The 13,109-nt window shown below is 39.4% G+C and carries 14 protein-coding genes; 12 read left to right on the top strand and 2 right to left on the bottom strand.

Annotation, left to right across the window (positions count from 1 at the left end; translation table 11 throughout):
* The 4 genes from EV194_RS00695 (at position 1) to EV194_RS00680 (ending at position 4,075) form a co-directional block, all read left to right on the top strand.
* A complete protein-coding gene (locus tag EV194_RS00695) occupies positions 1-1,344 on the top strand; it encodes a citrate synthase (protein WP_132431074.1) in 1,344 nt (447 codons plus the stop codon).
* 161 nt (positions 1,345-1,505) lie between these two features.
* Complete coding sequence (gene carA, locus EV194_RS00690; RefSeq protein ID WP_132431072.1) at positions 1,506-2,603, top strand: glutamine-hydrolyzing carbamoyl-phosphate synthase small subunit; 1,098 nt, start codon at positions 1,506-1,508, stop codon at positions 2,601-2,603.
* 15 nt (positions 2,604-2,618) lie between these two features.
* Entirely contained in the window at positions 2,619-3,380 is a 762-nt protein-coding gene (locus tag EV194_RS00685; protein ID WP_132431070.1) for an RHS repeat-associated core domain-containing protein, read from the top strand.
* A 65-nt stretch (positions 3,381-3,445) separates the two neighbouring features.
* A complete protein-coding gene (locus EV194_RS00680) occupies positions 3,446-4,075 on the top strand; it encodes a hypothetical protein (RefSeq protein ID WP_132431068.1) in 630 nt (209 codons plus the stop codon).
* Positions 4,076-4,240: 165 nt separating this feature from the next.
* Here EV194_RS00680 and EV194_RS16855 read toward each other — a convergent pair whose 3' ends face one another.
* Entirely contained in the window at positions 4,241-4,387 is a 147-nt protein-coding gene (locus EV194_RS16855; RefSeq protein WP_165921766.1) for a hypothetical protein, read from the bottom strand.
* Positions 4,388-4,964: 577 nt separating this feature from the next.
* Between EV194_RS16855 and EV194_RS00670 the strand changes: the two genes are divergently transcribed.
* The 8 genes from EV194_RS00670 to EV194_RS00630 all read left to right on the top strand — a co-directional run bounded on the left by EV194_RS00670 (position 4,965) and on the right by EV194_RS00630 (position 12,045).
* On the top strand, positions 4,965-5,201 hold the full coding sequence (locus tag EV194_RS00670) for a hypothetical protein (protein ID WP_132431066.1): 237 nt from the start codon (positions 4,965-4,967) through the stop codon (positions 5,199-5,201).
* 1 nt (position 5,202) lies between these two features.
* On the top strand, positions 5,203-5,499 hold the full coding sequence (locus EV194_RS00665) for a type II toxin-antitoxin system RelE/ParE family toxin (protein ID WP_165921765.1): 297 nt from the start codon (positions 5,203-5,205) through the stop codon (positions 5,497-5,499).
* 1,241 nt (positions 5,500-6,740) lie between these two features.
* Positions 6,741-7,538 (top strand): RHS repeat-associated core domain-containing protein, encoded by a 798-nt coding sequence (locus EV194_RS00660; RefSeq protein ID WP_207915851.1) that lies wholly within the window; start codon positions 6,741-6,743, stop codon positions 7,536-7,538.
* A 160-nt stretch (positions 7,539-7,698) separates the two neighbouring features.
* On the top strand, positions 7,699-8,103 hold the full coding sequence (locus EV194_RS00655; protein ID WP_132431062.1) for a hypothetical protein: 405 nt from the start codon (positions 7,699-7,701) through the stop codon (positions 8,101-8,103).
* Positions 8,104-8,745: 642 nt separating this feature from the next.
* Positions 8,746-8,925 (top strand): hypothetical protein, encoded by a 180-nt coding sequence (locus tag EV194_RS16850; RefSeq protein ID WP_165921764.1) that lies wholly within the window; start codon positions 8,746-8,748, stop codon positions 8,923-8,925.
* A gap of 28 nt (positions 8,926-8,953) precedes the next feature.
* Complete coding sequence (locus EV194_RS00640) at positions 8,954-9,184, top strand: hypothetical protein (RefSeq protein WP_132431058.1); 231 nt, start codon at positions 8,954-8,956, stop codon at positions 9,182-9,184.
* Positions 9,175-9,474 (top strand): type II toxin-antitoxin system RelE/ParE family toxin, encoded by a 300-nt coding sequence (locus EV194_RS00635; protein ID WP_132431056.1) that lies wholly within the window; start codon positions 9,175-9,177, stop codon positions 9,472-9,474. Before EV194_RS00640 ends, EV194_RS00635 begins: the two co-directional genes overlap by 10 nt.
* A 942-nt stretch (positions 9,475-10,416) precedes the next feature.
* On the top strand, positions 10,417-12,045 hold the full coding sequence (locus EV194_RS00630) for a family 43 glycosylhydrolase (RefSeq protein WP_132431054.1): 1,629 nt from the start codon (positions 10,417-10,419) through the stop codon (positions 12,043-12,045).
* 93 nt (positions 12,046-12,138) lie between these two features.
* Here EV194_RS00630 and lpxA read toward each other — a convergent pair whose 3' ends face one another.
* Positions 12,139-12,951, bottom strand: coding sequence for an acyl-ACP--UDP-N-acetylglucosamine O-acyltransferase (lpxA, locus tag EV194_RS00625; RefSeq protein ID WP_132431052.1), 813 nt, complete (start codon positions 12,949-12,951; stop codon positions 12,139-12,141).
* Positions 12,952-13,109 lie beyond the last annotated feature (158 nt).

Here is a 13,109-nt window from a genome sequence, read left to right as displayed (position 1 = left end):
ATGGCATTATTGGAAAGATTAGCCAGGTCGGCAGTTAAGTGCTGCGAAGTTGACAAAGAGCTTTACAATGTTTATAACGTAAAACGCGGACTTAGGAACGCTGATTTTACAGGAGTTTTGGTGGGATTAACCAACATCGGTGATGTGGTGGGTTATACAAAGGGTGAAGATGGAAAAAACATCCCGCAACATGGAGAACTATATTACAGAGGATACGAAATAACCAAACTGACAAGGGGCTTTCAGGCTGATGGTCGTCACGGTTTCGAGGAAACAGCTTTTCTGTTAATTGCCGGACAACTTCCCGACAACAAGGATTTAAAGGAGTTTACCGACCTGATTAAACTGGAGCAGGAACTGCCATTTTCACTTTCCAAGAATTTGATTTTATCGCTTCGTGGTAAGAACATTATGAATATGCTGGCTCGCACCGTGCTGGGATTATATACCGATGATGATAACGCGGAGGATTATACTCCAGAGAACTTAATCAGACAGTCCATCAGTCTTTTGGCTCGTTTTCCCGTTATTGTGGCATATGCGTACTTTGGAATGCGTCACTCTTTTCAGCACAAGTCGATGATAATCCGTCACCCAAACCCTGATTTGAGCTTGGCTGAGAATTTCCTTTATATGTTAAAGGGTGATGACTATACCCGTTTAGAAGCTGATTTGCTTGATTTGGCTCTGGTACTTCATGCTGAGCATGGAGGAGGTAACAACTCATCTTTTACAACAAGAGTGGTGAGTTCGGCACAAACCGATACTTATTCGGCCATCGCGGCAGCGTTGGGGTCTCTTAAAGGGGGATTGCATGGTGGCGCCAATATCAAGGTGATTGAAATGATGGAGGACATCAAGAAAAATGTAAAGAATTGGGCCGATGAAAAAGAGGTGGATGAATATCTTACAAAAATTCTGAATAAAAAGGCCTATGATGGTTCCGGAAAGATATACGGTATCGGTCATGCCATTTATACCCTATCAGACCCACGCTGTGTGTTGCTGAAGGAGAAAGCACGGGAATTGGCCAAGGAGAAAGGCCGTGAAGATGAGTACAACCTATATGAAAGTATTGAGCGTCTTGGGCCTGAAGCTTTTTATCGTTTTAAAGGCTCTAACTCAAAGGTGATTTCTCCCAATGTGGATTTCTATTCAGGGTTTGTTTATCAGTGTCTTGGAATTCCTGAAGAATTATACACTCCAATTTTTGCAATTGCAAGGGTTGCAGGATGGGCCGCTCACCGAATTGAAGAGGTTACATCATCAAGTGCCAGGATTATTCGTCCGGCATACAAAAATGTGTCAACCAGGCGAGATTATGTCGCCATCAACAAAAGATAATCTCAAACGGCATCAATTTTAAATTGATGCCGTTTTTGTATTTATATACATAATGGATTGTTTTTTATAAATAAATATGCAAAAGTGATTATTTTTCTGTTATCTCAACTCTATTATTTGTAAATTTGCAACAACAAAATAAACCTAATTAAACCTGTTGTATGATATCTGGATTAAAAGAAGTAAAGCTGGTGCTGGATGATGGTACTGTGTTCAAAGGAAAATCTTTTGGCTTTCCTAAATCGGTTTCGGGAGAAGTGGTATTTAACACGGCCATGACCGGATACCCCGAAAGTTTAACCGACCCATCCTATAAGGGACAGATTTTGGTATCAACTTATCCTTTGGTTGGAAATTATGGAGTTCCATCAAAAGAGGAAGAATTTGGTATTCCTAAATTTTATGAATCCGACCGGATTCATATCTCAGGGTTGGTGGTGTCTGATTACTCATTTGAATTCAGCCATTGGAACGCAGGCCACAGTTTAAGTGATTGGTTGATTCAGAATGAGGTTCCCGGAATTTTTGATATAGACACACGCGAATTAACCAAAATTCTGAGGGAAAAGGGTCCAATGCTTGGGAAGATTATTATAGATGATGAGGATGTTCCATTTTACAATCCGGATAATGATAACCTTGCTGCTCAGGTTTGCGCAACTGAAAAGTTGATTTATGGCAATGGAAAGCACCGGATTGTTTTGGTTGACACAGGCGCTAAGTATAATATTCTGCGTTGTTTGCTAAAGCGCGATACAACGGTTATTCGGGTGCCGTGGAATTACGATTTCACACAAGAGGATTATGATGGCATCATGTTGTCAAACGGACCCGGAAACCCCGAGGTTTACAAAGAAACAGTCGCCAATATTCAGAAAGCACTTAAAGGTGACAAGCCCATTTTTGGAATTTGCCTTGGCAACCAGTTAATGGGTATTGCGGCCGGTGGTTCCACTCGCAAATTGAAATATGGTCACAGGGCGCATAACCATCCGGTTAAAAAAGTTGGAACCGACACCTGTTACATTACCAGTCAGAACCATGGTTTTGTGTTGGACACCAAAAGTCTTGAAAAAGATTGGGAGCCCTTGTTTGTTAATTTAAATGACGATACAAACGAAGGAATCCGCCATAAAACCAAGCCATTCTTCTCCACCCAGTTTCACCCCGAAGCATCAAGCGGACCAACTGATACGGAATTCCTTTTTGATGAGTTTATTGGATTGATTGAGAAATATAAAGAAGCGGTGGTGGGTTAGTATTAAGGTTGCTGGTTGCATAGTTTTTTTGGTTGGTACGATTATGGGGCGAGGTTTTATGACCCCCAGATTGCAAGGTGGTATAGTCCCGACCCATTAACCGAATACCGGTACAATATGACACCGTATCATTATGTGATGAACAACCCTTTGAGATTTATCGACCCTACAGGATTAAAGGAAGAAGAACCGGAAGTTGATTACCACATAGATTTAGACGAGGTGACAGTGACAGCGCCTGCACCAACAAATAATGTTTCATGGCTTTGGCAATTTTTTAATTATAGTCAAGCAGGAGGAGTGCATTTTTCAGATCCTAATGGCAATCCAAATTATAACAATCCTTATACTGCACGACACACTGAGTTTATGCCCAATGCTTTGAGGCTTTTTAATCTGGGCTTTGGCCGAGCAAGAGGAGTTAATAGGAGTTCTCGATTTAATGATGGTATATCGAAAGGCATTGGCAAAGCATCTGAAATTGGGGTTACTCCAGATTCTGAAATTAAGCGAAGCTCAACAGGCAAAGGTGAAGAATTGGATAAAGATGGAAGAAGAGCGAATATTGAGAAAGCGAAGGAGAGGGAGGCGAACGACACACGTAAAAATACCGAAAGCGAACGAAGACTTATGTGGAGGCCTGATTCAATAGATGTTACATACTTACCACATCAAAGAGGAGCGAGAATTCCTGTACAAATAAATGACAAAACTGGGGATACGTTGAGAGTCTATCGCCATAGCCAGCGGGATGTTGAATACCTTTTAAATGATTAATGTAATAGCATTAGGGATATAAACTAAGAAAGCGTTTCAGCTTTTTTATTAAAAAAATGATTGTTATGAAAATGTTTTTGATAAGTATTGCTCTTACTGGATTTCTGTTTTCATGTAAAAACAAAGAAAACATAGATGCCTCTAATCTTAAGATAGAGAATAAATATGAAATAAACTTTTGCGACAAAGGAGATTTAAGTTCTTTAATTATCTACATAGATGATTGCAATGAGACTGTTTATCGCTTTTTTTCAAACGGAATGATAGATCTGGTTTATAGTTATTGTGATAGTTTAATGATAGGGTCGGCATATTCATATTATGAATCTGGAGGCCTTGCTTTTTATGGTTTCTTTGACAAGTCAGGTCTTCTGAGATATAAGAGACTCTATTATGAACATGGGGAGGTAAAGGAAGAAGAGGGAGTTTTAATAATTGTTGAATATGATGAAATGATTTTGGAGAATGATAGTTTATATATACCGATTTATATTCCTCATCTTCCTGGAAGTTGCGTTCTGGCTCATGCATTTTTATATGATGAAAACGAAAACTGCTTGGACACTTTGGTTTTTCATAAACATATTATTAATTTAAAAGTTAATGCAAAGATAGTCCAGTCTATTGAGCTTGATGTTCAAATGACTGTTGGAGAGATTATTATTAAACACGGTAAGACTTTGTTCATTGATTAACGCTGTTAGCTCCGCTCGGCGTAGTCTTGTGTGTTAGAATATGCGTTGGGTAACTACGTCGAATCTTAGCCGGCAGTTTGTAACTGCCATTAGGCAAAATAAGATTTAATTTAAGATTACGTTATCAATGTAGTAACAAAGCCCGGCAAGTCCAGGCTTTTTGCTTTATAGAGCAGCAATGTTTTTTTGGAGATAATCTTTAAAGCGTTTCTTGGAGACAAAAGTCTCAATAAGTTTGAGCAGAATGCCTTTTTCTTCTTCATTCAGCTCGTTAATATGCTGTAATTGTTCAAGGGCTGCTTTGTCGTTCATAGAAATGTGCAGTTTATCGAGCTTTGGGAAAAAGCTCCGTTCGCGCCGATTTGCAATCCGTTCGCGCCGATTTGCAATCGGGGCGTCTTGGTTTTACATTGAATAAAAAAAGCCTGATAAGTTCCGGGCATTTTTATTTTAAAATACTTTGCAATTTGCTTTTAGCCAGGAATGCATCCATTAAGGAATATACGCATTCCTTTTCTTTTTCGTCTAAGCTGTTAATCTCGTTAAACCGCTTTAACAGGTTGGGGTCTTTAAAAAGGTTGGGTCCCCGTTCGCTCCGATTTGCAATCGCGACATCTTGGTAGTTATCTGGAAATTGTAAAAGAATCGGTGAAGTTGGAGCGGATTTAAGTTGAAAATGACACGAGTTGCCGCTCGGCTCTGTCGCTTTTTGAGTTTACGAAATCCCGGTTTCGGGAGCGCAAAGAATTGAAAATCGACGTAGTCGAATTCGCGCCAACGGAAATACAATCTGGAGAACCTTCAAGAGAAACTGGAAAAACTTCATCCATAAATGGTGACAATAGTGATTTAAATCTTTAAATTTGTAGAAGATAAAACAAAGAATACGATGGATATTCAAGCAAAGAAACTAGAGTTGGTTCAGATGATATTGAATACTGACCGACCCAATTTGTTGGAGAAGGTCAGTCAATTACTCACAACGGAGAAAGAAACTGACTGGTGGGATGAATTACCTATATCTGTTCAGCAAGCCATTGAAGTAGGGATTAAGGAAGCTGACAAAGGAGAGACTACTCCTCATGAAGAAGTTATGAAAGAAGTTCGCTTAAGATATGGCATTTGAGATGGAAATAGCCTGGTCAAATCAAGCACGAAAAGATTACTATAGAGTACTGGACTATCTTCATGAAAACTGGGGGCTAAATGAAGTGAAAAGCTTTGTGGATAAGACAGAGGAAGTTCTCGGGGTTATTAAAAAATATCCTAAAACTTTTGTTGAATCCCCTCGAAAAAGAAATGTTCGAAAAGGCTTTGTTACTAAGCACAATAGCTTGTTTTATAAAGTTAAACCTTACAAGAAGGAAATAATCTTACTTACATTTTGGGACAATCGCCAAAATCCCAAGAAACTCAAATATTAATCCCCACCGCACAAGACCCGGAATTGGAGCGAAGCGTAAATCCCTGATGCCATTAAAAGGCCAACGCACAATCAGGAAAAGCGGTGTTCGTCATCGTCAGTCAGCAAAAAATCACGCCAAACCGCCCGGCACTTGTTTTTAAAAAGCAAGCTCTATAAGGTAAAAACAAGCGCCGTCCGCCCTTCGGTTCCCTCCGGGTTACGCTACGCTCCAGTTTGTCATGTTTTTTGCCTTCCTTCCTCTTCCTCACTGCAGCTCCCGGTCTTTTTTAGCCTTGCCAGTCGTTCCTTTGTGGCAAAGCTAAAAAATCCCTCCGCTGCTGTGTTAGGCTCGCCTGCTAACTCCCTCGGTTCTTCTTTGTCACAGTTTTTGAGCCACCGCACGAAAAACCCATCCCGAAAGTCAAAACCTCAGCGTAAACGCCACTGCCGGCTTCGCTTCCTTCCCGATAAATCGGGATCAGCTCTCGCCGTCAGGCCTCGGTCGCACTCGCAGTCGGCTCGCGCCCACAGCGTCTGCAAACCGCTCCGTTCGTTCCTCTCTTCGCTATTTGCAGCCACTATCCCGACGCTTGCTCAAGGCTGTTTTTCCACGCACAATCCATTATTATCAGCAGGTTCTAAGCAAAGAAGAAAACAAAGCAAAACTCCTGCATCCTTCCGCCCTCAATCAGCAGTAGCACATTTAATCAACTTTTGCAGTTCGGTTGGATGCTCATTTTTATAATTAAATCCGCACAAAATCCCACCCACGGCCAAAGCTTTAATCATAAAAATCGAGCTAAACCCATCCAATACCGAGCGTGCTTTTTTCTTTTAACTGAAATAGATTGATTTAATGGGAGGTGAAGAAAAAAAGAGGCTGCCTTAGCATTTAAGACAACCTCTTTTGATTTTTTTTACAATAACAACATGAGCATTTTTGCAACCTGGATTAGAGAAATTTTAATCTCTAATTTACCATACTTGATAATCATATTATCCAAGTGTTGCGCCCAGTCCCTTGGGCTTTTGTGCTCCCACCCCAGACTACAAGAATTATAGATAAGTCTGTTGTTAACAATAGGATAAAGTTAATGAATCTTTTTCTTTTAACTGAAATATCTGAAAAAATGATTTTCAATTAAAAAGGTTCAATTAAAAGAAAAAAGATGCTATTTTTGAGGAAGTAGACGTTCTTTGAACACCGGTTTTGGAGCAGGTAAGGAGCCAGGGGAAACGTAAAAAAGTTGCGTAAATTGGTTGGATTACGGGGCAAGGATGTATGACCCTGCTTTGGGACGTTTTCATACGATTGATCCGTTGGCAGAGAAGTTTCAGCAACAAACCCCTTTCGCCTACGCCGACAACAACCCGGTTCGGTTCATCGACTTTATGGGGATGAATGCACATGATCCAAATAATTCAGATGATGAAGATGAAGAGGAGAAAGCAACTAATCAAAGGTTGCAAGAATATTACCAAAATCTTGGGTATAATGTAAGAAATAATGATGATATAAAAGTTGTTGATGAATTTCTTAATGGAGATGCCGCAAACGGGAGAGGTGCCGCTGCCGCAAACAGAATAAGAAATAGTGTTTTCGAAGTACTTCCAGGCACAGGTGTTGGACCTCTCGGTATTTTCAATCCTTTTTATGGGGCTGATGCGATATATTTTGATGTTGGAGGTGTATATATTGCAGCTGAATATGCTAGAGGATATTTCTTCGTATTGACAGGTGATGATATTGGACAAATGATACCTTTTTCTGAAAATGCAGCTGGTGGCTCTGGGGAAATTAGTCTTACATTTGGATATGGGAGGGTTGATTACACAGGTAATTCGTCTGATTTTAAAGCGAGTATGCTTTTTGGAGACAGAACTAAAGCATGGGTCGGTTTAAGCCTTGGAAAAATACCGGTTGGAGCAGGCATAGAAGGAGCATTGTCTAAGGTACGTGGAGGTCATACTATTTCCACAGGAATATCAGCTGGAGGTAGTGCAAACCCTTTTGTTGTGTCTCCGGGTTTAAATCGTGGTACTATAAAGAAAAAATAGCTTCCTGTTTTTACCCAAATAGTTGTGTTAATGATTTGACTAAATCACAGAGTTAATAATTAATAGAAAAATGAAACAAGACATTACTATAGCTCCAACACAAAGTGATTTGACTGAATCGTAGGTTTCATAGGCAATATTAATAACAAATTTCAGCAAAATGAAAAAAAGCAAAACGCCAATTTGGGTTTATTTTCTTCTTCCCATAATTGTATTATCTTTTGCAGCAACTAAATTCATAATAGATTTCATAGAAAAAGACAAATTAGAAGAAGAATTGAATCGAATCTATCCAAGATTAACTAAACAAAATCATATCAACAGTCAGGTTATATCAACATATTATCCGCAAGGTTGGAGAGGTGCTAGTGATATACAGCATATTAAACTTGAAAGTGGCGAGAACTTTACGATTTGGATTAGAAGAAATCTAACTGATCGGGAGATATATTTTGGGGATATTGTCAAACAAGGGTCTTTTTTAATGAAGAATGCTGGTTCAGACACCTTAATATTAATGATTAACAATAAGGAGTATAAGTATTTAATAAGTTGTAATGAGTGACTATAAATTGTGTTGAACAGTTTCAAATTGATTGATATGGAGTATTTTAGTCCTATTTTAATGGTTTCGGGTACAATTTGGTTTATTTTTATTATTATTCTGAATAAAAAAGCGTTCCCAGATGCTAGTTTTTACAGCTTAATTAAGCTACGCGACATTTCACAATATCAGGAAAGAATTCAATCTGCGACTGATATACAAAAACAAAAACAAAAACAATTAAAGAGATTGTCCACGTTGGTCGTTGTTTTAACAGCTAACTTTTTCATTCAAACAATAATTGTTCTTGTCAGAATGTTATAGCCTTGCTCTAGCTCGGCGTAATTTCCCCGTTCGCGCCGATTTGCAATCGGGGCGTCTTGGTTTTACATTGAATAAAAAAAGCCTGATAAGTTCCGGGCATTTTTATTTTAAAATACTTTGCAATTTGCTTTTAGCCAGGAATGCATCCATTAAGGAATATACGCATTCCTTTTCTTTTTCGTCTAAGCTGTTAATCTCGTTAAACCGCTTTAACAGGTTGGGGTCTTTAAAAAGGTTGGTTTCCCGTTCGCTCCGATTTGCAATCGAGACATCTTGGTAGTTATCTGGAAATTGTAAAAAGAATCGGGAAAGTTGGAGCGGATTTAAGTTGAAAATGACATGAGTTGCCGCTCGGCTCTGCCGCTTTTTGAGTTTACGAAATCCCGGTTTCGGGAGCGTAAAGAATTGAAAATCGACGTAGTCGAATTCGCTCCAACGGAAATACAATCTGGAGAACCTTCAAGAGAAACTGGAAAAACTTCATCCATAAAAGGTGACAATAGTGATTTAAATCTTTAAATTTGTAGAAGATAAAATAAAGAATACGATGGATGTTCAAGCAAAGAAACTAGAGTTGGTTCAGATGATATTGAATACTGACCGACCAAATTTATTGGAAAAGGTCAGTCAAATACTCAAACAGGAGAATGAAGCTGACTGGTGGGATGAATTGCCATTTAGTGTTCAAGAGTCTGTGAAAAAGGGCATGGAGCAAGCCAAAAGGGGTGAGACAAGAGCCCATTCTGAAGTAATGAAAAAATATCAGAAATGGCTTTAGTTGCTCGGTGGTCTAAAGAGGCTGAAGATACTTTTGATGGGATAATAGATTATTTAGAGGATAACTGGACGGAAAAAGAAATAAAAGATTTTGTTCGAAAGTCCAATAAAGTTATAGGTCAAATCGAGAATAATCCTTATCAGTTCAAAGCTTCTCGGTTCCAAGAAATACGTAAGGCTGTTATCACAAAACATAACAGCTTGTTCTATTTTGTGAATGAAGCTGATAAGATTATAGAACTCTATACATTTTGGGACAATCGACAAAATCCCAAGAAACTCAAATATTAATCCCCACCGCACAAGACCCGGTAAAGCGGTGTTCGTCCTCGTCAGTCAGCAAAAAATCACGCCAAACCGTCCGGCACTTGTTTTTAAAAAGAAAGTTCTATAAGGTGAAAACAAGCGCCGTCCGCCCTTCGGGTACTCGTTCCTCGTAGTTTGTCATTTTTTTTTGCCTTCCTTACTCTTCCTCACTGCAGATCCCGGTCTTTTTTAGCTTTGCCACAAAGGAACGACTGGCAAGGCTAAAAAATCCCTCCAGCTGCCTGTAGTTTGCCTGTTCGCGCCGATTTGCAACTCGTGCCTCCACATCTAGCCTTAGTTAACGTTTTGCTCGGTGAATGTTTCTTTGCAAGCAAAGCGGCATAGCCAAGCGGCAACTTCGTCGAATCTTAACCGGCAGTTTTTCGCTCAGCTATGCCGCTTGGTTTACAAAGAGCTGCCATTGACTCCGTCGATTTCCTGCTTCTTTCCAATTGACTCCTTCGATTTTCGATTTATGTTAGACCAAGCTGCATAACTGGGAGGCGAAATAGGATTGTGATATAAGATTGCGTTATAAATTTTTAAACTAAGCTGGACAACTGGGGCGTTGTTTCTTTTCCCACAGTTTCGGGTCATGGCTTATATGCAAGACAACAGAAACAGCAACTGTTTGGCTGGATCCTGTTTTGTGCACCAAATCCATCTGTCTCCGGAAAAAGTAATTGAATAGATTAAAGAAATCAGGCAGTTACGATATGTTCCACCTAAATCCTCCAATTTTGTTAGAATATCCTCTTGAATTGAACTCGAAACAAACATCTTTGTACTATGATCCAATTAATTTAAATATTGTGTTATGAAACGAGCCATGAGAACCAATTCTCACACAGGAGAATCGAAGATCGGCGTAGTCAATGACTATTATGGCGAGTTCCATGTAGTAACTGAAAAACAAATTATAGACACATGAAAAAAAATTACTTTTTATCTTTTTTCCTGTTTTGCTTTCTGGGAGTTAAAGTGATGGCGCAAGGGCCTATACATGATCCGTCACATATTATAAAGGGGGATGATGATCGCTACTATGTTTTTGCAACAGGGTTAAATGATGATAATGGCAATGCAACAGTTGGGATATATGGGATCTCTTCTTCAAATTTAAATTTCACTAATTGGCGTGAAGAACCATCCCCGGTTGATCACATTAATTTTCCTGACTGGATTAATACTTATGTGCCGGGGTTTAACGGTCATTTCTGGGCACCCTGCATCATCTATATGGAGGGATATTATTATTTATACTATTCAGCCTCAAATTTTGGGACTTCAAACTCGATAATTGGCGTAACCAGAACACCTTCTCTTGCAAACCCCACTTGGGAAGATCTCGGTCTGGTTGTCTCTTCAGACGGTACTCGAAATGCCATCAATGCAATTGATCCGGCCATGTTTAAGGATGATGACGGACGGGTTTGGATGTCTTATGGTTCATATTTTGGAGGAATTGGTGTGATCGAAATCAATCCTGAAACAGGTAAAACAATGGGCAGTTTAACTCATATTTATGGAGGGAATCATCAGGATATTGAAGCTCCTTACATTTTGAAGAATGGTCCTTATTACTACTTGTTTGTTAATCGCGGAAGTTGTTGCCGGCTATTGGAAAGTACTTACTATGTAGAAGTGGCAAGGTCAACCAGCATCACAGGCCCCTACACTGGTACGAGGGAGTTTCTGCCAGTTCAACATGGTGTTATTGTTGGCCCAGGACACATTGGATTTGCAGAAGGAGTCTTATCCTATCATTACTATGATGGGTTTTCCAATGGATACCCCAGGCTTCTTACAACTACCCTTGATTTTGTTAATGGCTGGCCAGTTGCCGGACCATCCGGAGTGGAAATGGGAGAGATTAATGGAGTTTTTGCTCTGGTGGCTAATCACAGCAATAAGGCTGTTACAATTGAAGATGCAATCCCGGATTTTGGAACAAACATTGCTCAATATACATACAATGGGGGAGATTCTCAGAAATTTATCATCACCAACGAAGATGGTATATGGCATTCAATTAAGCCCGCTGTTAATGAGTTTTTTGCTATAGATGTGTTCGAAATATCAACGGAATATGGTGCTAATATAAACCTGTGGGAGAGTTTGGGGCATGTCGGACAACAATTTGCCTTTCAGGTCGATGGGAACGGGTATCGAATAATCAATCGCAACAGTAACAGGTGTTTTGATGTCCAGAATGCTTCACATGCCGATGGAACCAATATTTTGCAATGGGGATGTTTTGGTGGGAATGCACCCCAACAAACTTTTAGATTGGTTGATTTACAAGGAACTAACATAGAGGAAGAACAATTGCCTAAAAGTTCCGTAACACCAAATCCTTCAAATGGGAGTTTTAATGTAATACTAGAACAGGATAATTTGAGAATTAGAATTTCCAATTATTTAGGACAAACCCTCTTTGAAACTGTTGGTCACAAAGGCTCAAACTCAATAGATACTCCCTTAAAAACAGGTGTATATATCTTGAATGTTGAATCATATAATGAATATGAATCACATAAATTGGTTATTAAGTAAATTCTGGGTAACTGTATAATAAAAAACGTGGTAGTTTAACTACCACGTTTTTTCTATTATGTCTAAAACTCTAATGTTCTGCTAATATACTTCCTAAGCCTCTTGTGTCACATTGGCTGCACGAGTGGCACTTTTTATAATACCTCGTTTCGATTGCTTAATAAATTCAACAATCTGCTCTTTTTCAGCTGAACTCTCCATGCACATATTGATGTGTTCAATGGCTTGGGAGGTATTCATTCCACTTTGGTAGATGGTTCTGAAAATATTATGAATGGTATCTACCTGTGATTTTTCAAAACCTCTGCGCTTCACACCAACGTAGTTTATGCCCATGTAGTTGGCCGGAACACCAAAAACTTTGGTGTATGGAGGAACATCGGATAAAACACCGGACATTCCTGAAACCATAGCGTGTGCACCTACACGACAAAATTGATGGATGGCACTCATTCCTCCAACCACAGCCCAATCTTCAACAACAACCTCTCCGGCAATCTGAACGCTATTGGCTATCACGCAGTGATTACCAACTTCAGTGTCGTGTCCAAGGTGAGTATATGCCATAAGGAGAGTGTGACTTCCTACTTTGGTATATCCCTTGGATGCTGTTCCTCTGTTAACGGTAACATATTCTCTGATGGTGGTGTGGTCGCCTATCTCAACTGTAGAGTATTCGCCTTTAAATTTTAAATCTTGAGGCACTGCTGCGATAACTGCCCCGGGGAATATCTTACACTCTTTACCTATTCTTGCACCCGGATAGATGGTGGCATTGGCTCCAATCCAGGTTCCATCACCAATAATTACATCTTTATCAATTTTCGCGAACGCTTCAACTACAACATTCTTCCCAATAACTGCTTCGGGATGTATCTCCGCACGTGGTGAAATCAATTGCTCCATTCTTTTAATTTAGTTATACACAGATAGCCAGATAAGGGTGCTATGCACCCTTATCGGCTATATTAAAGTATCTTTTGTATGTCATTCAAATATATGACAAATGAAAAGCTCAATACACGTACTTTATTTCACTTTTTTTTAATAAAAAAGTAACGAGC

This window comes from Natronoflexus pectinivorans (genome assembly GCF_004345615.1).
Taxonomy (GTDB): Bacteria; Bacteroidota; Bacteroidia; order Bacteroidales; family Marinilabiliaceae; genus Natronoflexus; species Natronoflexus pectinivorans.
Note: the sequence above shows the minus strand (reverse complement) of the source record. Positions and strands in the feature narration are given on the sequence as shown.

What these genes read in the sequence shown, in the direction of transcription:
- EV194_RS00655 (WP_132431062.1), top strand. Translation starts at nt 7,699, where the DNA reads ATGAAAAAAAGCAAAACGCCAATTTGGGTTTATTTTCTTCTTCCCATA.
- EV194_RS00695 (WP_132431074.1), top strand. Translation starts at nt 1, where the DNA reads ATGGCATTATTGGAAAGATTAGCCAGGTCGGCAGTTAAGTGCTGCGAA.
- EV194_RS16855 (WP_165921766.1), bottom strand. Translation starts at nt 4,387, where the DNA reads ATGAACGACAAAGCAGCCCTTGAACAATTACAGCATATTAACGAGCTG.
- EV194_RS00635 (WP_132431056.1), top strand. Translation starts at nt 9,175, where the DNA reads ATGGCTTTAGTTGCTCGGTGGTCTAAAGAGGCTGAAGATACTTTTGAT.
- EV194_RS00670 (WP_132431066.1), top strand. Translation starts at nt 4,965, where the DNA reads ATGGATATTCAAGCAAAGAAACTAGAGTTGGTTCAGATGATATTGAAT.
- lpxA (WP_132431052.1), bottom strand. Translation starts at nt 12,951, where the DNA reads ATGGAGCAATTGATTTCACCACGTGCGGAGATACATCCCGAAGCAGTT.
- EV194_RS00665 (WP_165921765.1), top strand. Translation starts at nt 5,203, where the DNA reads ATGGAAATAGCCTGGTCAAATCAAGCACGAAAAGATTACTATAGAGTA.
- EV194_RS16850 (WP_165921764.1), top strand. Translation starts at nt 8,746, where the DNA reads ATGAGTTGCCGCTCGGCTCTGCCGCTTTTTGAGTTTACGAAATCCCGG.
- EV194_RS00630 (WP_132431054.1), top strand. Translation starts at nt 10,417, where the DNA reads ATGAAAAAAAATTACTTTTTATCTTTTTTCCTGTTTTGCTTTCTGGGA.
- carA (WP_132431072.1), top strand. Translation starts at nt 1,506, where the DNA reads ATGATATCTGGATTAAAAGAAGTAAAGCTGGTGCTGGATGATGGTACT.
- EV194_RS00680 (WP_132431068.1), top strand. Translation starts at nt 3,446, where the DNA reads ATGAAAATGTTTTTGATAAGTATTGCTCTTACTGGATTTCTGTTTTCA.
- EV194_RS00640 (WP_132431058.1), top strand. Translation starts at nt 8,954, where the DNA reads ATGGATGTTCAAGCAAAGAAACTAGAGTTGGTTCAGATGATATTGAAT.